The following is a 20,429-nucleotide window of genomic DNA, read 5'->3' on the forward strand; positions in this document are numbered from 1 at the left end:
GCGCGTTATTTGCGAAGGATCGACGCGCCCGCGTATTCCGCAACCTCGCCCAGTGATTCCTCGATGCGGATCAACTGGTTGTATTTGGCCAACCGGTCCGACCGCGCCAGCGAGCCAGTTTTGATCTGACCGCAATTGGTCGCCACCGCCAGATCAGCAATGGTGGCATCCTCGGTCTCGCCCGAACGGTGCGACATCACGTTTGTGTAACGCGCACGGTGCGCCATATCGACGGCGCGCAGGGTTTCAGTCAGCGATCCGATCTGGTTCACCTTGACCAGCATCGAGTTCGCGCAGCCGCGCTTGATGCCTTCGGCCAAGCGCGCTGGATTAGTCACAAACAGGTCGTCGCCCACCAGCTGCACCTTGTCGCCGATGGCGTCGGTCAGGGCTTTCCAGCCGTCCCAGTCATCCTCGGACATGCCGTCTTCGATCGAGATGATCGGATAGTCATTGACCAGCGCCGCCAGATAGGCTGCGTTTTCCTCGGACGTCAGGGTGATCCCCTCGCCCGCCAGAACGTATTTGCCGTCCTTGTAATACTCGGTCGCCGCGCAATCCAAAGCCAGGTGGATTTCTTCACCCGGTTTGTAGCCCGCCTTTTCAATGGATTTCAGGATGAAATCCAGCGCCTCGCGGGTGCTGGCGATGTTCGGGGCAAAACCGCCCTCGTCACCGACACCGGTGGCCAGACCGGCAGCCGACAGCTCTTTCTTCAGGGTGTGGAACACTTCGGACCCCATGCGCACCGCCTCGCGAATATTCGCGGCCGAGGTTGGCATGATCATGAATTCCTGAATGTCGATCGGGTTGTCAGCGTGTTCGCCGCCATTAATGATATTCATCATCGGCACCGGCAGCACGCGGGCCGAGGTGCCGCCGACATAGCGATAAAGGGGCTGCGTGGTGAAATCGGCTGCCGCCTTTGCAGTGGCCAACGAGACGCCCAGAATGGCGTTGGCACCCAGACGGCCTTTGTTATTGGTTCCGTCCAGTTCAATCATCGCCTGATCGATGGCCACTTGTTCTGTCGCGTCAAAGCCCACCAGTTCCTCGGCGATCTCACCATTCACGGCGGCCACGGCTTCCAGAACCCCTTTGCCCATATAGCGGGATTTGTCGCCGTCGCGTTTTTCAACGGCTTCATGTGCACCGGTGGACGCACCGGACGGTACGGCGGCGCGGCCCATGGTGCCGTCTTCCAGAATCACGTCGACCTCGACCGTCGGGTTGCCCCGGCTGTCCAGAATTTCGCGCGCGTGGATGTCAATAATGGTGCTCATGAGGTCTGTCCCTATGGCTGCAGTCGGTTGCACGCGTCATAGCAGCAACCGGCCAAAAGTAAACCGGTTCCGTTATCGCTAACACGCATATTTACCGACCTTTAGGGCTAACAGTTTGCTGTTTGCGCCAACAGGTTCACGCCGGGACCAGATTGCGCGCCAAACGTCGCTCGCGGATAAAGGTATACAGGCCAGATCCGATGATGAGGCTCGCCCCTGCCATTGTCAGCGCGTCAGGGCGTTCACCGAACATCAGCATTCCGGCAAGGATCGAAAACACCAGACGCGTGTAACGGAATGGCATCATGGCCGAAGCCTCGCCAACCCGCATGGCCGTGACGATGCCGTAATACCCTAGAACACCAAAACCGATCGCCCCCAGATACGGACCTGCCTGGCCGCTTTGTACCGGCACGAAGGGTGTTCCTGAAACAACCATCAACAGCAACCCCGCCAGCGCCACTGCGATATACGCCTGCATCGCCACAACGGATGAAGCCACCCGAACATCCAGCTTGCGGGTTATCAGATCACGCGCCGCAATCGCAAACACGGTCAGAACGACAAACAGTGAATCTGGCTGAAACCCTTCCAATCCGGGGCGAATGATCATCAGAACACCGACAAAGCCGACGCCAATGGCACTCCAGCGGCGCCAGCCGACCTGCTCTCCCAGAAACAGGGCCGCGCCCATGGTCACGGCAAGCGGCATGGCCTGAAACACGGCGGCGACAGTGGACAGATCGATCAGCGACAGCGCGGTGACAAAGGTCACGGCACCGAATCCTTCTGTCCCTGCGCGCAGCATCGGCAGCAGTTTCCACGCCACGGGATCGAAGATGCGTTTGCGGGTGACCACCGACATCACCGCAAAGACAAGCCCGCAGAACACACCCAGACACACCATGATCTGACCGGTCGGCACAGCGCCCGACAGGAACTTGATGAACATATCCTCAAGCGAAAAGGCCGCCATCGAGCCGATCAGCAAAAGGATGCCGTTTACGTTATTCATGCGCGCGTCCACAGGAAAAGGGTACTTGGGGTGCAGTGTCCGGGCACATGAACCGCAACCAGCGACGTCTGGCAAGCCATTTCCCGACACGTTCAATGAATTAACGTGTTGGGGCCGTTCGCGATTTGTGATGGATCACTCCTGCTTGAGCGGTACGCCGTACAGCTCAAGCCGATGCCCTTTCAGCTTGTACCCAAGCTTGGCGGCGATCTTTTCCTGCAGGGCTTCGATTTCGGGATCGACAAATTCGATGACCTCGCCCGACTGCATGTCGATCAGGTGATCGTGGTGATCACGCTCGGCATCCTCATAACGGGCCCGCCCATCGCCGAACTCCAGACGCTCCAGAATACCGGCCTCTTCGAACAGTTTGACCGTACGATACACCGTCGCAATCGAGATGCCTGTGTCGATGGCAGAAGCACGCGCGTACAGTTCTTCGACATCCGGATGGTCGTCGCTTTGTTCCAATACCTGCGCGATGATCCTTCTTTGACCGGTCATGCGCAGACCCTTGGCCTCACAACGTCCAATAATCGTTTCCGACATGATGCCCCTCAGAATTGCTCGGGTGTCTGTCTTAGTATGTCTGCGCACTTTGCGCCACAGGGATTTCTTCTTTTCCGTTGAAGTTAAGCCACGCGCGCCAAATCAGCCCAAACCGGCAAATGATCCGATGCGATATGTGCGGGGCGCGCGTCATGGACACCATGCGCAGTGGCCCTGACGCCCGCGCCCAGCGCGATCCGATCCAGCGCGCCCAGCGGCTGCGCGGCGGGAAAACTTGGCTTGGGGGGCAGGAAACGCATTTCGGGTGCCAGGTGATCCAGAATCGGCTGTCGGGACCATTCGTTGAAATCCCCCGCCCAGACAGTCGGCATCTGCTCCAGCTCTTTATCAAACCGCCTGATATGCGAGATCTGCTGACGTCGCGATGCAGGCAACAGGCCCAGATGCATTCCCATCACCCGCAACGGCCCGATATGAGTATCAAATTCGACACGGACCGCCCCGCGCGGTTCAAGCCCGGGCAATTCGTGATGTCCGGTCCGCCGGACCGAAAGGTGCTGGCCACGCCAGATCACCGCGTTGCCATGCCAACCCAGACTGCCGGCACCGCCCAGATCGACGATCTGCCACCCGGCTTCATCCAGCATGAAATGCGGCAGGGCCGCCGGGCGCGGCGGCAAACGTTTGTCGGCCTCCTGCAACACAACGATATCGGCCTGCATATGTTCGATGACCTGCAAAATGCGCTGCGGCTGGCGCCGGAAATCCAGCCCGAGGCATTTCTGAATGTTATAGCTGGCAATGCGAAGGGTGGAAGATGACTGCATATAGATCTGACCAGTGGGCTTGACCCAAAGTGACACGCCTGCCGCCGGACGCAACCCTTCAGTTTCACTTCGCAGCAACGGCAACCGGGGAAGTCGCCTTTGCATGGTATATCGCTTAAAAACCCGGCACGTGACGCGGCCGGAAACAAATGGGTTTCCCCTCAATTCATTCGGGTGCGGCAGGACGGAAGTGCCGCAGTTTCAGCGCATCCAACACCGATTTAAACCGGACAAAACAATTCGCCCCTCCCGGTGAAACCATACCGCACCGAGCGACTACCAAAGATGTTTGACCGTCACGTACCACAGAACGTGGCGTGCACGACCTCGTTATCAGCCGGGGGCCGTTTCAGATCCTCCGCATCTGCCTGATCGTCGTAAGGCCGCGCGAGGACGGCGTTCAGCCGATGGAACGGCTGGTAATCCCCCGCCACCGCTGATTGGATCATCTGCTCGACACGGTGATTGCGCGGAATATAGGCCGGGTTCGCTGCGGTCATCGCGTCATGCGGTGACGCCTCACGCGCCAAACGCGCACGCCAGCCCTCTGCCCAGCTGTCAAAGGCCTGCGGGTCGATAAACTGGTCGCGCGCGGTATCTTTGCCCAGCGCACGGAAGGTGTTGGTGAAATCAGCCTGCCCCTTGGCCATGCGTTTTAGCAGATCGGTGATCAGCGCCTGATCGCCTTCTTCAGAGGTCGTCAGTCCGACCTTTGCCCGGAACCGAACCAACCAGTTCTGTTGCAGCAGGTCCGGCATGGCATGCACGATCTCGGTCGCCTCCTCAACAGCAGCGTCCTTGTTGTCCATCTGCTGGATCAAAGAGGTTGCCAGCTGCGCAAGATTCCAGACAGCAATATCTGGCTGGTTGGAATAGGCATAACGGCCCATCCGATCTATCGAGCTGTAGACCGTATTGGGGTGATAAACGTCCATGAAGGCACAGGGGCCATAATCGATGGTCTCACCCGCGATCGAGCAATTGTCGGTGTTCATGACCCCATGGATAAAGCCCACGCCCATCCACTGCGCGATCAGGCGGGCCTGCGCATCCCGAACGGCCCGCAGCAGGCCCATTGGACCTTGGGCTGCGGGATAGTGGCGCGCGATGGCATAGTCCGTCAGACGCCGCAGATTGTCCAACTGCCCCCGCGCAGCAAAGACCTGAAAGGTGCCTACCCGCAAATGGCTGGTTGCAACCCGGGTGAGCACCGCACCAGGCATCGGGCCTTCCCGGAACACGGTTTCACCGGTCTCTACCGCCGCCAGTGCGCGTGTTGTGGGGATGCCCAGCGCGTGCATCGCCTCGGACACCACGTATTCGCGCAGAACCGGACCCAGCCAAGCCCTGCCGTCGCCCCGACGCGAAAACGGCGTCGGGCCCGAGCCTTTCAGCTGAACATCCCGCCGCACGCCATCCGTTCCGACAGTTTCACCCAACAGCACCGCGCGCCCGTCCCCAAGCTGCGGGTTGTACTGGCCAAACTGATGCCCGGAATAAAGCTGCGCGATGGGGTCCGCACCATCGGGGATGTGATTACCTGCAAAGGCTTCCGCCATCTCTTGCACGTCGCCCGGATGGACCTGCAACAGCCGTGCCAGATCATCATTGAACGCGATCAACTTGGGCGCGCGTACAGGCGCAGGTTCCTGTCGCGCAAAAAACGCGTCCGGCAGGCGGGCATATGAGTTATCGAATGGAATGGTCAGTGTCATGCGGCATACATATTCCCCGTGCGCACGAATACCATAGCGGATCACACCTTGCCGTGCATAATTGCGCCAAACACACGGGGGCCACATGACCGCACAAGAGATCATCGACCGCCTGAACCTGCAACCTCACCCCGAGGGCGGCTGGTACGCGGAAACCTGGCGCGCCGAGAACAAGGGCCGCCCGACCGGCACCTGTATCTACTTCTTGCTGCAGGCGGGGGAAAGCAGCCACTGGCACCGGGTCGACGCGACCGAGATCTGGCTCTACCACGCGGGCGCGCCATTAATCCTGTCCTTGAGCGCAACAGACAAGGGCCCGGCGGTTGACCATGTGCTGTCACTCGATTTGTCTCGGGGCGCACCGCAACTGATTGTTCCCACCGGCCATTGGCAGGCCGCGCGCAGCACCGGTGATTACACGCTGGTCAGTTGTACAGTGTCTCCCGGATTTCAATTCGATGGGTTCCAACTGGCAGAACCTGGGTTTGATATCCCTCGGGGATAGGCTGGTCTGGGGATGCTCTGAAAAGGTGAGTTTACAGAAAGTTACACATTTATCATTCTGTAAACGCTACCGCAGGTATCGGAGCATCGGGTGATTGCGAAACACATCTTTCTGGTCCTTCTGCTTCTGTTCGCAAGCACCGGTCTTGCAAACGCCGAGACCGCCTGCGCAGAATCCCCCCTTTCATCCGAATTGGCACTACCCGATCTGGAGGAGGAAGTCGCAACCGAACACATCGAACCTGCAGCGACTGTTGAACCTGCGGTGCTGATCTCGAAACGCCCTGCGCTGCGCCCTTGCAAGTTCCGCCAGTTTGAAGTGGGTCGTCAGCGTATGCGCGACCGCGGCGCGGTCTGTGGTGACTGGACCATTCTGGGCGAAACCCGCGCGTCTTTGGCTGGAAAAGCGCTGGGTTGCGGCATCGCCAACCCGGTCCGGATTTACAGAATTTCGGACATTGCGCTCAGCCAGTTTTCGCTGATGGACTGTCAGACAGCTGTCACGCTGAAAACGTGGATCGAAAACGTCGCCAAACCCGTCTTCGCTGATCTGGGTGGTGGGCTCAAGGGGATGCGCGTTGTTGGCCACTATGCCTGCAAGACGCAGAACAACCAGCCCTATGCGCGCATTTCCGAACATGCGCGGGGTCGGGCCATCGATATCTCGACCTTCGTGTTGCAGGACGGAACGCAGATCACCGTTCAGGACGGATGGAGCGACACCGATCAAAGCACCGTGTTACGAGAGTTGCACAGCGGAGCCTGTGGCCTGTTCGGGACTGTTCTTGGTCCTGACGCTGACCGGTATCACAAAGGGCATTTTCACTTCGACACAGCCCGACGCAGTGGCAAGCCTGTGTGTCGATAACGCGTTAGCCAGTACCTGGATGTAGCCTCAACCCACCGGTTGAACGTTCACTGAACTGACCATGCCGCCGCCTACCAGCGCTTTCACCCCAGTTGTTCCGGGGCACGAGGTTGGCAATCCCCGCGCCACGCGCACGGCCAGATAAGCAAAAGCCTGCGCCTCGAGCATATCGCCGTCCAGCCCCACGGCCTCGACCGGTTCGACAGGGCAGTCGAGAGATACGCGCAGCATCTCCATCAACACCGGATTGCGCCGTCCACCGCCTGTAACCAGCACGCAAGACGGCGGTTGCGGACAGTGTTCCATCCCCTGCACCACCCCCGCTGCGCACATCCCGGTCAGGGTCGCCACCGCGTCAGCGTCACCCAGTTCTTTCACCAGGTCGATCATCTCAGAGAAATCATTCCGGTCCAGCGACTTGGGCGGCATGCGTGCGAAGAAAGGCTCAGCCAGGAACAGCTCCAGCGCACCCATTTCGACGGTGCCATTGCGCGCAACCGCACCATCCCGGTCCATCGGCTGCCCCAGCCGGGCCTGCATCAGGTCATCGACCGGTGCATTCGCCGGCCCCGTATCAAAGGCAAGCAGCGCCCCCGGCGCCTCGGGACCATCAAAGCTTGGGTCCACATAGGTCAGATTACCAACACCGCCCAGGTTCAGAAAGCACAACGGGCGGTCCGCACCAAACCACTTGGCGCAAGCAAAGTGAAAAAACGGCGCCAGCGGAGCGCCCTCGCCCCCCATCGCCACGTCGTCGCTCCGAAAGTCCCAGACCACCGGGCGCCCCAGCGCCTGCGCCAGACCAAGACCATCACCCACCTGCAATGTGCCACGCCCGCGCGGTTCATGCGCCAGCGTCTGGCCGTGAAAGCCGATCAGATCCACATCTTCGAACTCGGACAGCGCCTCGGCATGGGCAAAGGTCACCATCTCAGCCGCCGCATCGACCTGCGGGCCGTGCCATTGCCCCAAAGCCGCCCGCAGCACTTCGCGCTCGGCTTCGGTATAGGCGCGATAGCCGCTTTTCCCGAATCCAGCGATGGAATGCCCGTCGGTTTCCACCACCGCAGCGTCCACCCCGTCCAGCGACGTACCGGACATCGCGCCCAATGCCCGAACCATTCCGTGTTTCTTGATGGTTTGGCCCACGCCCGCCTCCTGATCTGGCAATGTTTCCGCCGTGCCCGGAGTTCTGGACTTCACCTCTGGGTTGCAGCTTGGTCAAGGTGCTTTTGTTATGCCGCCTTGGCAAGCCTTCTGATTGGGGGCGTCGGTTTTTTTCCGACTTCGCGCCTCAGGATCAACACCCCGGCCACCTAGTTGCGCGCGCATATCACAGCACGCGCTTTTAGATTGAAAAGGTGGCTTTTCCTCATCCGCAGCGCCGCCTATACAGTGCCGCGCAACACAAACCCCGAGGGCACGATATGACCTACCACCCCAAATCGGATTTCATCGCCACGATGATCGAGCGCGGCTTCCTCGCCGACTGCACCGATTATCAGGGCCTTGACGACGCGCTGATCAGTGGGTGCAAGCCGGCCTATATCGGCTTTGATGCAACGGCCAAGTCGTTGCATGTGGGCAGCCTGATCCAAATCATGATGTTGCGCTGGTTTCAGAAGACCGGCCACCAGCCGATCACCCTTATGGGTGGCGGCACCACCAAGGTGGGTGACCCTTCGTTCCGCGCGGATGAACGCCCCCTGCTGGGACCCGAACAGATCGACGAAAACATCGCGGGCATCAAGAAAGTGTTCGCGGCCTATATCGATTACGACACTGACGCCGAAAACAAGGCACTGATGTTGAACAATGCCGAATGGCTGGATGATCTGAACTACCTCGATTTCCTGCGCGACATCGGGCGGCATTTTTCGGTCAACCGGATGCTCAGCTTTGAATCGGTGAAATCCCGGCTGGATCGCGAACAGTCGCTGTCGTTTCTCGAGTTCAACTACATGATCCTGCAAGCCTATGACTTTCTGGAGCTGAACCGCCGCTATGGCTGTGTTCTGCAAATGGGCGGCAGCGACCAGTGGGGCAACATTGTCAACGGTATCGACCTGACACGCCGGGTGCTGGATCACGAAATCTACGGCCTGACCTCTCCCTTGTTGACCACCAGCGACGGCAAGAAGATGGGCAAATCGCAGGATGGCGCGGTCTGGCTGAACGCCGAGATGCGCTCGCCCTATGAATTCTGGCAGTTCTGGCGCAACACCACCGACGCGGATGTCGGTCGGTTCCTGAAGCTCTATACCGAATTGCCGGTGGATGAATGTGACCGTCTTGGCGCGCTTGCCGGGTCCGAGATCAATGAGGCCAAAATCCGCCTCGCCAATGAGGTGACAGCCCTTCTGCACGGGGCGCAAGCTGCGGCAACGGCCGAGGCCACGGCCCGTGAAGTGTTCGAAAAAGGTGGGGTTGGAGACGATCTGCCCACCCTGACCCTCAGCGCGGATGAACTGGGCGACGGCATGTCCATCGTGCAGATCATTGTCAAGTCAGGCCTGGCCAAATCCGGCAAAGAGGCCAAGCGCCTGATTGCCGAAAACGGGGCCAAACTGGACGACGCTCCGCTGACGGATGCGGGCTTGATGATCGACGCGGGTGCATTGACGTCTCCGATCAAGCTGAGTGCAGGCAAGAAACGCCACGCATTGGTGCAACTGGGCTGACGCCCCTTTCACCTTTGATTGCAAAGCAGGAAACGGCCACCCGATTGGGTGGCCGTATCTAATTTGGAATGGGCAAGGCTACTGACGTCCCTTTCCGCGACCGGGCCGGTCGCTTTCGCCTTCATCGTCATTGGCGTTGTTTCCGCGACCCGGACTACTGCCTTCGCCGCCATTGCCGCCGCCATTGTTACCCTTATCGCCACCTTTGCCGCCGCCGTTATGGCCCTTTCCGCCGCCGTTATGGCCTTTGCCACCGCCGGGTTCACCATCGCCACCGCCGGGTTCTCCACCGCTGCCGCCGGGCTCTCCGCCACCGCCGCCGGGCTGTCCACCGCCACCACCGGGTTCTTGGCCGCCACCGCCGGGCTCTCCGTCACCGCCGCCGGGCTGTCCACCGCCACCACCGGGTTCTTGGTCGCCGTTGTCAGGTTCTCCGCCACCACCGGGGCCGTCTGGACCAGCCGCGTTCGCAAATCCCGCCCCGCCGGGTTCTGAACCGCGACTTTCACCCCGATTCTCTGCCAGACCGGACAGGCTTGCCGTTGGCACATCTGTCAGCAAAGCGGCCAGGCCCGGGCATTGCGCCCCGGCAATGCTCAGCGTTGTCTCAAAATCCGGTCTCTTCTGAAGTCTGTCCAGAAAGCTGGGGGTCACCTGAACACAATCGCAAAGCCCGGCATAGTCGCCTGCATTCGCAAGATTTCGAGCCGTTTTCCAGTTACAGGTTTCCGGCGCTGCAACAGCACTGCCGGCAACCACAATCCCAAAAACAGGTGCAGCCAGAACCGCGCCCAGTGATCTATTCTTACCATTTACCATATCAGAACCTCCTGACGAAAAAACACGCAATGGCTGTGATTACTTCGTTCACGAACAGGCGCGTTTTCGTGAAGCGCGGATTAAGATGCCTTAAAGATGCGTATTGGCCCGGCAGCGGTCAGTCCGCCCCGCCCCTTTAGGCGTTCAGGCTCAAAGATGTAGACACCGACCCTGCAATGCAGTTATTGAACATTTGTTCATATCCCAGGGAGGAGTTCCGATGCACTTGTCCACCACAGCCGCTCTTGTCACCGGCGGCGCATCCGGTCTGGGCGAAGCCACCGCCCGTCACTTTGCCGCGCAGGGTGCGCAAGTCACTATTCTGGACCGTGACGCGGACCGTGGCGCTCAAGTCGCCTCCGAAATCGGCGGGTATTTTGCGCTGACGGATGTAACCGACGAAACCTCGGTCGCAGCTGCCGTGCGCCACGGCATGGACAAGATGGGCAAGATCACCGCGACTGTGAACTGCGCGGGTATCGCTTATGGAATCAAGACAGTCGGCAAGGATGGGCCCCACCCGCTGGACGCGTTCCAGCGTACGATCGACATCAATCTTGTCGGCACATTCAACGTCTCAAGGCTGGCCGCGGCTGAGATGGCAAAGAACGAACCCGAACCGGACGGGGCGCGCGGTGTGATCATCAACACTGCATCTATTGCCGCATTCGACGGCCAAAAGGGACAGGCGGCTTATGCTGCATCGAAAGGCGGCGTGGTTGGCATGACCCTGCCAATGGCCCGCGATCTGGCCTCGTCCGGGATTCGCGTCATGACCATTGCGCCGGGTATCTTTATGACCCCGATGTTGGCGGGCCTTCCTGAAGACGTGCAGCAACAACTGGCCGCCGACGTCCCGAACCCGGCCCGCCTGGGTGACCCCAAGGAATACGGGCGGCTGGCCGGTTTCATCGTTGAAATGGGCTACCTGAATGGCGAAGTCATCCGCATCGACGGCGCTCTGCGGATGCGGTAAGACAGCCCCATGTCGGAGCGCCAGAAAATGCAGTCCGGGCAGTGGTATTGCTGTCTCGATCCTGAATTGGATGATCTGCGCGCGCGGGCACGACGGGCTGTTCACGCTCACAACACCTGTCCGCCCGACACACGCGGCGCGATGGCCCCGGAACTGCACGCGCTGCTGGGCCATGTCGGCGAGGACTGTTTTCTCGAAGCCCCTTTTCACTGCGCGTATGGAATGAACATCCATCTGGGCAGCCGGGTTTATTTCAATGCCGGATGCGTGGTTCTGGACACGGCCCCCGTTCGGGTCGGCGACGACACGATGTTCGGCCCTAATGTTCAGATTTACTGCGCCCATCATGCCAAGGACCCGGCTGATCGGGCGCAAGGGCTGGAAATAGGCCTGCCCGTAACCATCGGCAGGCACGTTTGGATTGGCGGCGGTGCGATCCTGTTGCCCAGCGTAACCATAGGCGACCACGCCACAATCGGCGCAGGCAGCGTCGTTACCAAAGACGTCCCCGCCAGAGAAACCGTGGCAGGTAATCCGGCAAGGCGTCTGGCGCGCTAAGCGCTTTCAGCCCTCTCTTCGAGCGTCAGCCATTCCTCTTCAGCGGCCGAGAGTTTCTCCTGCCTTTCAACCAGCGCCTCGGTCGCTTTTTGGAACTTCACCGGCTCACGCGTGAACAGCTCGGGATCGGACATCAACTCTTCCAGCTTGGCGATCTCGGCCTCAAGACGCGCGATCTCGGCAGGCAGTTTCTCCAGCCGGTGCTTTTCCGAGAAGGACAGGCCGGATTTCGGCTTTTCTTCCTGCTTGATCTTTGGCTTTGGAGTCTTTGCTTTTTCTACACTTTTTTCGATTACGTCACCGCGCTGCGCGATGTAATCCGACCAACCGCCAGCATAGACTGTCGCCCGTCCGTTCCCCTCCATAGCGATGGTGGTTGTCGCCACGCGGTCCAGAAAATCTCGGTCATGGCTCACCAGCAGAACGGTGCCGTCGTAATCGTCCAAAAGCTCTTGCAGCAGGTCCAGCGTCTCGACATCCAGATCGTTGGTCGGTTCGTCCAGCACCAATAGGTTCGAGGGTTTCGCCATCAGCTTGGCCAGAAGCAACCGGGCTTTTTCCCCACCGGACAGGGATTTGACGGCTGCTCGGGCCTGCCGTTCGTCAAACAGAAATTCCCTGAGATACCCTACAACATGTTTGGGCTGCCCGCCCACCATAACCTGATCGGCCTTGCCCGACACCCGCATTTCCGGATCGCCGGTCAGACTGTCCCACAGGCTCATCTCGGGGTCCAGTTGGGCGCGGGTCTGATCGAACACCGCGATTTCAAGGTTCGTCCCCAAGGAAACCGAGCCCGCGTCCGGCTCCACCTGCCCCAGCAGCATCTTCAGCAACGTTGTTTTTCCAACACCGTTCGGCCCGACAAAGGCCACCCGGTCACCGCGTTGTACCAGCAGATCAAAGTTCCGAACGATCTGAGTGGTATCAAACGCTTTGGCCAGCGCCCTGGCCTCAATCACTTTACGGCCTGATTTTGGCCCGGCCTCCAGTGCCATTGCAGCCGAACCCTGACGTTTGATCTGCGCCGCCTTTTCGGCCCGCAACGCCTGCAAGGCCCGCACCCGGCCTTGGTTACGTTTGCGTCGGGCGCTAATGCCCTCAACCGCCCATTTCGCTTCGGACTTAATCAGGCGGTTCAGCTTGTGGCGTTGCTGGTCTTCTTCCTCCCAGACCTTGTCCCGCCAGGCCTCAAAGGCTTCAAAGCCCTGCTCCTGTCGCCGAACAGCCCCCCGGTCGATCCAAAGTGTTGCCCGGGTCAGCGCCCTTAGAAAGGCCCGGTCATGCGAGATCAGCACAAAGGCCGCTCGGGTCGCGCCAAGTTCGCGTTCCAGCCACGCGATGGCTTCGATATCCAGATGGTTGGTCGGCTCGTCCAGCGACATCAGATCCGGAGCTTCTGCCATCAGCTTGGCCAGCGCAGCCCGCCGCCTCTCTCCGCCCGAAGCCGTCTCAACCGCCCGTGAAGGATCGAACTTCAACCCTTCACCGGCCCGTTCAACCTTGTAAAGTTCTCCCGGCTCCAACCCGCTGGAGGCGTAATCCCCCAACGTGGCAAAGCCTTCCATTGTCGGATCTTGCTCCATATAGCCAACGGATTTTCCGGGCGGCACGACAATCTCGCCCCGATCCGCCTCGACCAGACCGGCCATCACTTTCATCAGCGTGGATTTTCCGGACCCGTTTCGCCCCACCAGCGCAACACGATCACCGGGTTGAACCACCAGATCCAGTTCGGAAAACACCGGGTCACCCCCGAAAGTCAGGGAAATGCCGGACATCTGCAACAAAGGAATTCTCGCCATGTGCGCCAGCTAAACCGGCTGACACATTGCGTCAACGCCCCGTCTTCACCTTTTCAAAAATACTCAATCTACCCGGCCACCGCCCGCAACAGACGTTTGCGTGCCGGGGGGATCGCACCGATTTCCACCCCTGTGAAAACGTGCAGCGTGTTCATGTGGCGATCCACCACTGCATGATCGCTGACCCAACCGCCCATCATCAGATAGGTCCGCAACAAGGGTGGCATCCGCAGCATTGCCTTTTTCACATCTGGTCTGCGCCGCAGACGCGCAGCAAAACGAAACACATCCGGAGCCTTCACGCGTGGCAACCAACGTTTCGGGCCCAGATGGCGGTGTTTGAGCATCGCAAACGCATCCAGATACTGCTCAGTTTCGGTTCCGGCAAAAGAGGAACATCCAAACAGCATCTCGACGTTGTTCCGGTCAACGTAGGCCGTCATTGCCCCCCAGGCTATACGCAGGATGTCGGGGTCGCTGTGATCGGGATGGATACAAAATCGTCCCATTTCAACCATCCGGCCTTCGAAGCCTTCGAGCGAGGTCAGGTCGTAGAACTGTGCCGAATAACTTCGCCCGATCTCGCCGCCACTATCCATGGTCAGCATCCGAAAGCAGCAGACCAGCCGGTCTGCCGAGCGCATATCCTCGATCAGGATATGGCTACAGCGTGCATCAAACTCGTCGCAGTCCGGTTGCTCTGTGCCAAAAGCCAAGGTCCGCAATGCCTGAGCTGTTCTGATATCCTCGGGCGATTGCGCCAGTCTGGCGCGATAGCGCCCCTTGCTTAACAAAACTGCCGTTGCCACGGTCGCGTCCTCCACGGTTGCCGACCCTCAGGCGTCGGTACGACACCGTTAGCACAAGACATGTGACTGCCCTGTGACTACCGCAAGGTTTTGGCGCAAATTAGTTGGCGCCCGGAATGTTGGCCGGATTGAAGTTGCCGATATTGCCCAGCAGCTGACGCAGGAAGCCTTTGTCCTGAACGTTGGAATCGGTAACGCGGCGCTCCAGAGCAATCACATTCCCGTCTTCAAGACCAAAGCGTTCGATATTTCTGACGATACCGCGCTGATCAAAACTGATGGCAACCAGTTCGCGGGATACCACCTCGGGCCGTTTCGGACCGTAGTGGCGCACGCGAGAGCGGACGTAGTAATAGCCCGAATCCCGAACCACGCCGGATGCGCCCGGCGCGCCGATGGCCTCTTGCACGCTGTCCCGCGTGTCTACGCCCACTTTGATTTCCGCCAGTTCCTCGGCCGGTGGCACATAGCCGTGATTCTTGAAGACAGCCGTACAAGCTCCGGTCGCAGCCAGACAGGCAACAAACACAAGCGATTTCGCAGCTGGTTTCAACCGGTTCACTACCTTCAACATCTGCACCCTCTTGCCTTGGCCTTCTTCGGCTTCTATCCGATTACATAAACCGCTGCCACGGTTCAACACATAGAAAGGCTCACGAATGAGCAACGCGACATCATTTCGGGTGTCTGACCTGCCGCAGAACGCCCCGACACGGTTCGATCTGCGCCCTGCAACCACCGTGCTTGAGCAAATCAGGCAAGACCTTGGGCTGCTGGGGCTGCGCAAGCTCAGCTTTTCGGGCGACCTGCGGGCGCAGGGCAAACGGGACTGGGTTCTAAACGGCAAACTCGGCGCAACTGTCACCCAACCTTGCGTGGTGACGCTGGAACCGGTGACGACAAGGATCGACATTCCAGTGCACCTGACATTTCTTGCGGATTGGGCAGACCCTGATGATCCAGAGTTCGAAATCCCGGAAGATGACGAATCTGAACCTTTGGGACCGGAAATTGATCCGGCCCTTGTCATGATCGAGGCCCTGTCTCTGGCTTTGCCACAATATCCACGGAAAGACGGCGCGGAACTGGGTCAGGCTGCCTACACAGAACCGGGCAAACAGGCGATGACGGATGACGATGCCAAACCCTTTGCGGGATTGGCAGGATTGCGCGATGTGCTAAAAAAAGACGAGTGACAGGTGCCGGATTTCCTGTCATAGCAGGCGGTCAGAAAAATCGCTTGAACATGCCGAGAATCGCAGTATTTTCGCGCGCTCATCGGATTTTGGGTTGGACATTGCGGGGCTCGTCGCCTAAACGCGCGTCAAACCACGATAAACGAACTACGAAACCCGGGTCGGCAGCGAATCTGCGGCCCCCAGTCAGACAAAGGTTGAGACCATGGCCGTCCAACAGAACAAAGTTTCCAAGTCGCGTCGCAACAACCGCCGCGCACACGACGCTCTGGTTGCTGCAAACCCGAACGAATGCCCGAACTGCGGCGAGCTGAAACGCCCGCACCACGTTTGTGCATCTTGCGGCCACTATGACGATCGCGAAGTCGTCGCACAGGCCGACGAAATCGATCTGGACGAAGACGCAGCCTAAGCCTGATCGAGCGCAGGCCAAGGCATGAACGATCAGCCCACGCACGCCGGACGGATCACCATCTCGGTTGACGCAATGGGAGGGGACGCAGGCCCCGCTGTCGTCGTTGCAGGTCTGGCAAAATCGGCTGGCAAGAACCCGAATATCGGGTTCCTGCTGCACGGGCCCGAACAGGTATTGCGCAAGCTGGTTGCTAAACGACGTGTCCTTGAAGGGCGCGTCGTTTTTCGTGATTGCCCCGACGTTGTCACGATGGAGGACAAGCCCAGCCAGGTTGTGCGCAACGGCAAGCAGACCTCAATGTGGTCCGCGCTGGAAGCGGTTCGTCAGGGCGAAGCTCATGGCGCAGTGTCCTGCGGAAACACCGGTGCCCTGATGGCCCTGTCGATGATGCGTCTGCGCAAATTGCCGGGTGTGAACCGCCCCGCAATCGCGATCCTGTGGCCTTCGCGCAACCCGCAAGGGTTCAATGTAATGCTGGATGTGGGCGCCGATGTACGCGCCGACGCCAAGGATTTGCTGCAATTCGCCCTGATGGGCGCGTCTTATGCGCGCAACGGCATGGCCCTGAACCGCCCCCGGATCGGGTTGCTGAACGTTGGCACCGAAGAGCATAAGGGCCGGGCCGAACTGAAAGAAGCGCATGCCATGATTTCGGAATACTCCGAACAGGCGAATTTCGAGTTTGTTGGCTTTGTCGAAGGCAGCGACATTCCCGGCGACAAGGCAGATGTCATTGTTACAGATGGGTTTACGGGCAATGTTGCGATCAAAACGGGCGAAGGCACAGCCAGGCTGATCGGAGATCTTCTGCGTGAGGCGTTCAAATACTCTCCGTTGTCGCGATTGGCTTCGGTCCTGGCCATTACGTCACTACAGCGCCTGAAAAAGCGCATTGATCCGCGGCGTGTGAATGGTGGCGTGTTTCTGGGTCTGAACGGGACAGTTATTAAATCCCATGGCGGGGCAGATGCGACCGGAGTGTCGGCGGCGATCAAACTGGCCTTTACCCTGGCACAGTCCGGCTTTGCCGAAAAATTAGCTGCGCGGGTTGCATCCACGGCCCAGCTTGCACAAGATGCCGCGCAAGCAGCGCCGCAGACCGATAAATAACAAAAAAGGCAGTACCCCAAAAATGGCAGGCCGTTCAGTTGTAGTAGGTGTCGGGCATTATTTGCCGGAACGTATTGTTCCAAATTCCGAGTTCGAGAAAACGCTGGACACGACGGATGAGTGGATCAGAACCCGGTCGGGCATCGAACGCCGTCACTTTGCCGCCGATGACGAAACTACGTCTGACCTGGCCACCAAGGCTGCCGAGGCTGCGCTGGCCGATGCGGGCCTGACAGCGGATGATATCGACGCGATCGTCCTGGCGACCTCGACCGCAGACCTGACCTTTCCTTCTGCCGCGACCATGGTTCAGGCCCGACTGGGCATGACCAAAGGGTTTGCCTTCGACGTACAGGCTGTCTGCGCTGGATTCGTTTTCGCCCTCAGCAACGCAAATGCTTTGATTCTGTCAGGTCAGGCCAAACGCGTGCTGGTCATTGGTGCCGAAACCTTTTCCCGGATTATGGACTGGACCGACCGCTCGACCTGCGTTCTGTTCGGAGATGGTGCCGGCGCATTGGTACTCGAAGCGCAGGACGGCGAAGGCACCTCTGCGGATCGCGGCATACTCGCAACCGATCTGAACTCGGACGGGCGCTACAAGGACCTGCTTTATGTCGATGGGGGGGTTTCGACCCAATCCACCGGGCATCTGCGTATGCAGGGCAATCAGGTCTTCCGACATGCCGTTGAAAAGCTTACCAAAACCGCTGAGACAGCCCTGGGCCGCGCGGGGCTGAGCAGCGCTGACGTAGACTGGATTGTTCCTCATCAGGCAAATATTCGCATCATTCAGGGCACGGCCAAAAAGATGGGCCTGCCAATGGAAAACGTAGTTGTGACCGTTCAGGATCACGGCAACACCTCGGCTGCATCCATCCCATTGGCATTGTCGGTTGGTAAACAACGCGGGCAGATCAAACCCGGCGACCTGATCGTGACCGAAGCGATTGGCGGCGGTCTGGCCTGGGGCGCGGTGGTTCTGCGCTGGTAACCGGCGCAATCCAGCTTACACAGCTTCTTGCAATTCATTGATATTGACAGCGAATTTGCCGTACCCGTATGCTTTGACAGCAACAGGGGAAATGACATGGGCGACAATACACTGACTCGAATGGATCTGAGCGAGGCCGTCTTTCGCGAAGTTGGGCTTTCGCGCAACGAAAGTGCGCAGCTGGTCGAAAGCGTTCTGAACCACATGTCCGACGCTCTGGTGCGTGGCGAGCAGGTGAAGATCTCGTCCTTCGGTACGTTCAGTGTTCGCGACAAGACCGCGCGAGTCGGACGCAACCCCAAAACCGGCGAAGAGGTTCCGATACAGCCCCGCCGCGTACTGACCTTTCGCCCGTCGCATCTTATGAAAGATCGCGTCGCCGTCGGGAATCGCAAGTAACCCCAGGGTCACGCGGATATGAGCAAATCCCGCGACGCGTTTCGCACGATCAGTGAAGTAGCGGATTGGCTTGGTGTTCAGGCCCATGTTTTGCGTTTCTGGGAAAGCCGCTTCACTCAGGTCAAACCGGTCAAACGCGCGGGCGGGCGTCGGTATTACCGCCCCAATGACATGCGTCTTCTGGGCGGCATCAAGAAACTGCTTCACGAGGACGGGATCACAATCAAAGGTGTGCAGCGCATCCTGCGCGAGCAAGGCGTCGCACATGTCGCAGCACTGTCTCCGCCTCTAGACGAACCGGGCCCTGCCCTGATTGAACCCGTTCAGGGCAAAGTGGTGCCGTTCGAACCGAAACCCGCTGCCGCCACCGAACAAATCCTTATGGATCTGGACGAACCGGCCGAGCAGCCGGTGAACGAAGGCGTGCAGGCTGACGCACTTCCCGCGTCTGTGTCAGAACAAGAGCCAGAGCCAGACCTGAACACTGCGCCCCTGATGGGTGGGATCGCGTCGCTGGCGTGGAAGCGCGCCGAGTTTGACGACGAACTACTGCGCCGGATTGCACCAATTGCAAAAGACCTGCGCCGCTGGCTGGATCGTGTTGAAACACAGGCGACGGGTTAGGAAAAAAGGCAGTGTTTTCCTCTTGCCCCTGCCGGGAAAATCTTTATGAACGGCCCAACGTCGGGCTATGGCGCAGCCTGGTAGCGCGTCCGTCTGGGGGACGGAAGGTCGCAGGTTCGAGTCCTGCTAGCCCGACCAAATCACACCGACGTTTATGGCACAAAGGCCAGATCCCGCTCTGGCACATGAGGGGATCGAGATGACAGGTGTTTGCGCGAACCAGCAAATCGAAGCAATGATCGCGCGCGGAGAGATTGCCGCCAACCCCGATGTCCTGCCAGCGCAAATTCAACCAGCTAGCCTTGATTTGCGTTTGGGAACAGTGGCCTACCGGGTGCGCGCCTCGTTCCTCGCGGGCGAAGGACGGACCGTTACGGATCGGTTGGCCGAGTTCGAAATGCACCGCATCGACATCTCGGACGGCGCTGTTCTGGAAAAGGGCTGCGTCTATCTGGTGCCCCTGATGGAATCACTTGCCCTACCCCGCGACATAACCGCCGTCGCCAATGCCAAAAGCTCGACCGGGCGGCTTGACCTTCTGACCCGTACCATCACCGATGGTGGCACAGAATTCGATCGTGTTCCTGCGGGCTATAAGGGCCCGCTGTATGCCGAGATCTGTCCACGTTCGTTTTCGGTTCTGGTCCGCCCCGGTATGCGTCTGAACCAGATCCGTTTCCGTCAAGGTCAGGCCGTCTTGTCTGACGCCGAACTGACCGCCCTGCACGCCGAATCGCCGTTGGTAGACGGCCCTGCTGTGATTCAGGACGGTCTTGGCTTTTCGGTCGATCTGCAACTGCCCGAAACCGATCTGGTCGGCTATCGCGCCAAGCCCCATACCGGGGTAATCGATCTGGACCGAATTGGCGAATACGACCCCCAGGACTATTGGGAGGAAGTGCGCACCAAGGACGGCCGCATCATACTTGACCCCGGAGCATTCTATATCCTTGTCAGCCGCGAGGCGGTCCACATCCCGCCGATGTATGCCGCCGAAATGGCGCCGTATCTGGCGATGGTTGGTGAATTCCGGGTGCATTATGCCGGATTCTTTGATCCCGGCTTTGGCCATGCCGCCGCCGGGGGGGCCGGGTCACGTGGCGTGCTTGAGGTGCGATGCCACGAAGCGCCTTTCGTGCTGGAGCACGGACAGGTGGTCGGGCGTCTTGTCTATGAGAAAATGGCTGAAATGCCCACGCAGCTATATGGTGCCGGGATTGCATCGAACTATCAGGGCCAAGGCCTGAAGCTGTCCAAGCACTTCAAAGCGGCCGTCTGATCCTCAGAATTTCTTTCAACGGTGCATGTGTCGTATAACCCG

Annotated in this window: 22 protein-coding genes and 1 tRNA gene; 13 read left to right on the forward strand and 10 right to left on the reverse strand. The window is 59.4% G+C overall.

What is annotated here, in order from left to right; all coding sequences use genetic code 11:
• Positions 1 to 5 precede the first annotated feature (5 nt).
• From eno to ACR0BZ_RS05775, 5 genes are all read right to left on the reverse strand, one after another.
• Positions 6 to 1,283 carry a phosphopyruvate hydratase gene (eno, locus tag ACR0BZ_RS05755; RefSeq protein ID WP_480830670.1) on the reverse strand — a complete coding sequence of 426 codons (1,278 nt, stop codon included), beginning with the start codon at positions 1,281 to 1,283 and terminating at the stop codon, positions 6 to 8.
• 136 nt (positions 1,284 to 1,419) lie between these two features.
• Positions 1,420 to 2,298 carry a DMT family transporter gene (locus ACR0BZ_RS05760; protein WP_267364551.1) on the reverse strand — a complete coding sequence of 293 codons (879 nt, stop codon included), beginning with the start codon at positions 2,296 to 2,298 and terminating at the stop codon, positions 1,420 to 1,422.
• Between the two features lie 135 nt (positions 2,299 to 2,433).
• Positions 2,434 to 2,847: a Fur family transcriptional regulator gene (locus ACR0BZ_RS05765; RefSeq protein ID WP_209503686.1), complete on the reverse strand. Its 414-nt coding sequence runs from the start codon at positions 2,845 to 2,847 to the stop codon at positions 2,434 to 2,436.
• An 83-nt stretch (positions 2,848 to 2,930) separates the two neighbouring features.
• Positions 2,931 to 3,635 (reverse strand): endonuclease/exonuclease/phosphatase family protein, encoded by a 705-nt coding sequence (locus ACR0BZ_RS05770; RefSeq protein WP_480919756.1) that lies wholly within the window; start codon positions 3,633 to 3,635, stop codon positions 2,931 to 2,933.
• Positions 3,636 to 3,931: 296 nt separating this feature from the next.
• Entirely contained in the window at positions 3,932 to 5,350 is a 1,419-nt protein-coding gene (locus ACR0BZ_RS05775; protein ID WP_480919685.1) for a protein adenylyltransferase SelO, read from the reverse strand.
• Between the two features lie 85 nt (positions 5,351 to 5,435).
• Here ACR0BZ_RS05775 and ACR0BZ_RS05780 point away from each other — a divergent pair, with 85 nt between their 5' ends.
• Both ACR0BZ_RS05780 and ACR0BZ_RS05785 read left to right on the forward strand, forming a co-directional pair.
• Positions 5,436 to 5,855, forward strand: a complete 420-nt coding sequence (locus ACR0BZ_RS05780) for a cupin domain-containing protein (protein ID WP_480564409.1) — start codon at positions 5,436 to 5,438, stop codon at positions 5,853 to 5,855.
• Positions 5,856 to 5,945: 90 nt separating this feature from the next.
• Complete coding sequence (locus ACR0BZ_RS05785; protein ID WP_480919686.1) at positions 5,946 to 6,722, forward strand: extensin-like domain-containing protein; 777 nt, start codon at positions 5,946 to 5,948, stop codon at positions 6,720 to 6,722.
• A gap of 27 nt (positions 6,723 to 6,749) precedes the next feature.
• On the opposite strand, the gene ACR0BZ_RS05790 is transcribed toward ACR0BZ_RS05785, so the two are convergent.
• Positions 6,750 to 7,844 (reverse strand): anhydro-N-acetylmuramic acid kinase, encoded by a 1,095-nt coding sequence (locus tag ACR0BZ_RS05790; protein WP_480919757.1) that lies wholly within the window; start codon positions 7,842 to 7,844, stop codon positions 6,750 to 6,752.
• A 305-nt stretch (positions 7,845 to 8,149) separates the two neighbouring features.
• Between ACR0BZ_RS05790 and tyrS the strand changes: the two genes are divergently transcribed.
• Complete coding sequence (gene tyrS / locus ACR0BZ_RS05795; RefSeq protein ID WP_480473227.1) at positions 8,150 to 9,403, forward strand: tyrosine--tRNA ligase; 1,254 nt, start codon at positions 8,150 to 8,152, stop codon at positions 9,401 to 9,403.
• A gap of 78 nt (positions 9,404 to 9,481) precedes the next feature.
• Here tyrS and ACR0BZ_RS05800 read toward each other — a convergent pair whose 3' ends face one another.
• Positions 9,482 to 10,222, reverse strand: a complete 741-nt coding sequence (locus tag ACR0BZ_RS05800; RefSeq protein ID WP_480919687.1) for a hypothetical protein — start codon at positions 10,220 to 10,222, stop codon at positions 9,482 to 9,484.
• A 220-nt stretch (positions 10,223 to 10,442) separates the two neighbouring features.
• Here ACR0BZ_RS05800 and ACR0BZ_RS05805 point away from each other — a divergent pair, with 220 nt between their 5' ends.
• Entirely contained in the window at positions 10,443 to 11,198 is a 756-nt protein-coding gene (locus tag ACR0BZ_RS05805) for a 3-hydroxyacyl-CoA dehydrogenase (protein ID WP_480538033.1), read from the forward strand.
• 9 nt (positions 11,199 to 11,207) lie between these two features.
• Positions 11,208 to 11,756 carry a sugar O-acetyltransferase gene (locus ACR0BZ_RS05810; protein WP_480564397.1) on the forward strand — a complete coding sequence of 183 codons (549 nt, stop codon included), beginning with the start codon at positions 11,208 to 11,210 and terminating at the stop codon, positions 11,754 to 11,756.
• Here the strand turns inward: ACR0BZ_RS05810 and ACR0BZ_RS05815 are convergent.
• The 3 genes from ACR0BZ_RS05815 to ACR0BZ_RS05825 all read right to left on the reverse strand — a co-directional run bounded on the left by ACR0BZ_RS05815 (position 11,753) and on the right by ACR0BZ_RS05825 (position 14,944).
• Entirely contained in the window at positions 11,753 to 13,561 is a 1,809-nt protein-coding gene (locus ACR0BZ_RS05815; RefSeq protein WP_480919688.1) for an ABC-F family ATP-binding cassette domain-containing protein, read from the reverse strand. The two genes, ACR0BZ_RS05810 and ACR0BZ_RS05815, sit on opposite strands and share 4 nt — an antisense overlap.
• A gap of 68 nt (positions 13,562 to 13,629) precedes the next feature.
• Positions 13,630 to 14,370, reverse strand: coding sequence for a GNAT family N-acetyltransferase (locus ACR0BZ_RS05820; protein WP_480919689.1), 741 nt, complete (start codon positions 14,368 to 14,370; stop codon positions 13,630 to 13,632).
• 100 nt (positions 14,371 to 14,470) lie between these two features.
• Positions 14,471 to 14,944, reverse strand: a complete 474-nt coding sequence (locus tag ACR0BZ_RS05825) for an outer membrane protein assembly factor BamE (RefSeq protein ID WP_480919690.1) — start codon at positions 14,942 to 14,944, stop codon at positions 14,471 to 14,473.
• 85 nt (positions 14,945 to 15,029) lie between these two features.
• Between ACR0BZ_RS05825 and ACR0BZ_RS05830 the strand changes: the two genes are divergently transcribed.
• From ACR0BZ_RS05830 to ACR0BZ_RS05865, 8 genes are all read left to right on the forward strand, one after another.
• A complete protein-coding gene (locus ACR0BZ_RS05830; RefSeq protein ID WP_480919691.1) occupies positions 15,030 to 15,566 on the forward strand; it encodes a YceD family protein in 537 nt (178 codons plus the stop codon).
• Between the two features lie 205 nt (positions 15,567 to 15,771).
• Positions 15,772 to 15,978: a 50S ribosomal protein L32 gene (rpmF, locus tag ACR0BZ_RS05835; RefSeq protein WP_008756996.1), complete on the forward strand. Its 207-nt coding sequence runs from the start codon at positions 15,772 to 15,774 to the stop codon at positions 15,976 to 15,978.
• Between the two features lie 24 nt (positions 15,979 to 16,002).
• Positions 16,003 to 17,091, forward strand: coding sequence for a phosphate acyltransferase PlsX (plsX, locus tag ACR0BZ_RS05840; protein ID WP_480919692.1), 1,089 nt, complete (start codon positions 16,003 to 16,005; stop codon positions 17,089 to 17,091).
• 22 nt (positions 17,092 to 17,113) lie between these two features.
• Entirely contained in the window at positions 17,114 to 18,085 is a 972-nt protein-coding gene (locus ACR0BZ_RS05845; protein ID WP_480919693.1) for a beta-ketoacyl-ACP synthase III, read from the forward strand.
• A gap of 96 nt (positions 18,086 to 18,181) precedes the next feature.
• A complete protein-coding gene (ihfA, locus tag ACR0BZ_RS05850) occupies positions 18,182 to 18,484 on the forward strand; it encodes an integration host factor subunit alpha (RefSeq protein ID WP_209503673.1) in 303 nt (100 codons plus the stop codon).
• Positions 18,485 to 18,502: 18 nt separating this feature from the next.
• Complete coding sequence (locus ACR0BZ_RS05855; RefSeq protein ID WP_480919694.1) at positions 18,503 to 19,108, forward strand: MerR family transcriptional regulator; 606 nt, start codon at positions 18,503 to 18,505, stop codon at positions 19,106 to 19,108.
• Between the two features lie 61 nt (positions 19,109 to 19,169).
• A tRNA-Pro gene (locus tag ACR0BZ_RS05860) sits at positions 19,170 to 19,246 on the forward strand.
• Between the two features lie 61 nt (positions 19,247 to 19,307).
• On the forward strand, positions 19,308 to 20,387 hold the full coding sequence (locus tag ACR0BZ_RS05865; RefSeq protein WP_480919758.1) for a 2'-deoxycytidine 5'-triphosphate deaminase: 1,080 nt from the start codon (positions 19,308 to 19,310) through the stop codon (positions 20,385 to 20,387).
• Positions 20,388 to 20,429: the final 42 nt, after the last annotated feature.

The organism is Ruegeria sp. P8, assembly GCF_056534665.1.

Excerpts from the sequence above, each read along its gene's own strand:
- eno (WP_480830670.1), bottom strand. The coding sequence starts at position 1,283 with ATGAGCACCATTATTGACATCCACGCGCGCGAAATTCTGGACAGCCGG.
- ACR0BZ_RS05760 (WP_267364551.1), bottom strand. The coding sequence starts at position 2,298 with ATGAATAACGTAAACGGCATCCTTTTGCTGATCGGCTCGATGGCGGCC.
- ACR0BZ_RS05765 (WP_209503686.1), bottom strand. The coding sequence starts at position 2,847 with ATGTCGGAAACGATTATTGGACGTTGTGAGGCCAAGGGTCTGCGCATG.
- ACR0BZ_RS05770 (WP_480919756.1), bottom strand. The coding sequence starts at position 3,635 with ATGCAGTCATCTTCCACCCTTCGCATTGCCAGCTATAACATTCAGAAA.
- ACR0BZ_RS05775 (WP_480919685.1), bottom strand. The coding sequence starts at position 5,350 with ATGACACTGACCATTCCATTCGATAACTCATATGCCCGCCTGCCGGAC.
- ACR0BZ_RS05780 (WP_480564409.1), top strand. The coding sequence starts at position 5,436 with ATGACCGCACAAGAGATCATCGACCGCCTGAACCTGCAACCTCACCCC.
- ACR0BZ_RS05790 (WP_480919757.1), bottom strand. The coding sequence starts at position 7,844 with ATGGTTCGGGCATTGGGCGCGATGTCCGGTACGTCGCTGGACGGGGTG.
- tyrS (WP_480473227.1), top strand. The coding sequence starts at position 8,150 with ATGACCTACCACCCCAAATCGGATTTCATCGCCACGATGATCGAGCGC.
- ACR0BZ_RS05800 (WP_480919687.1), bottom strand. The coding sequence starts at position 10,222 with ATGGTAAATGGTAAGAATAGATCACTGGGCGCGGTTCTGGCTGCACCT.
- ACR0BZ_RS05805 (WP_480538033.1), top strand. The coding sequence starts at position 10,443 with ATGCACTTGTCCACCACAGCCGCTCTTGTCACCGGCGGCGCATCCGGT.
- ACR0BZ_RS05810 (WP_480564397.1), top strand. The coding sequence starts at position 11,208 with ATGTCGGAGCGCCAGAAAATGCAGTCCGGGCAGTGGTATTGCTGTCTC.
- ACR0BZ_RS05815 (WP_480919688.1), bottom strand. The coding sequence starts at position 13,561 with ATGGCGAGAATTCCTTTGTTGCAGATGTCCGGCATTTCCCTGACTTTC.
- ACR0BZ_RS05825 (WP_480919690.1), bottom strand. The coding sequence starts at position 14,944 with ATGTTGAAGGTAGTGAACCGGTTGAAACCAGCTGCGAAATCGCTTGTG.
- ACR0BZ_RS05830 (WP_480919691.1), top strand. The coding sequence starts at position 15,030 with ATGAGCAACGCGACATCATTTCGGGTGTCTGACCTGCCGCAGAACGCC.
- rpmF (WP_008756996.1), top strand. The coding sequence starts at position 15,772 with ATGGCCGTCCAACAGAACAAAGTTTCCAAGTCGCGTCGCAACAACCGC.
- plsX (WP_480919692.1), top strand. The coding sequence starts at position 16,003 with ATGAACGATCAGCCCACGCACGCCGGACGGATCACCATCTCGGTTGAC.
- ACR0BZ_RS05845 (WP_480919693.1), top strand. The coding sequence starts at position 17,114 with ATGGCAGGCCGTTCAGTTGTAGTAGGTGTCGGGCATTATTTGCCGGAA.
- ihfA (WP_209503673.1), top strand. The coding sequence starts at position 18,182 with ATGGGCGACAATACACTGACTCGAATGGATCTGAGCGAGGCCGTCTTT.
- ACR0BZ_RS05855 (WP_480919694.1), top strand. The coding sequence starts at position 18,503 with ATGAGCAAATCCCGCGACGCGTTTCGCACGATCAGTGAAGTAGCGGAT.
- ACR0BZ_RS05865 (WP_480919758.1), top strand. The coding sequence starts at position 19,308 with ATGACAGGTGTTTGCGCGAACCAGCAAATCGAAGCAATGATCGCGCGC.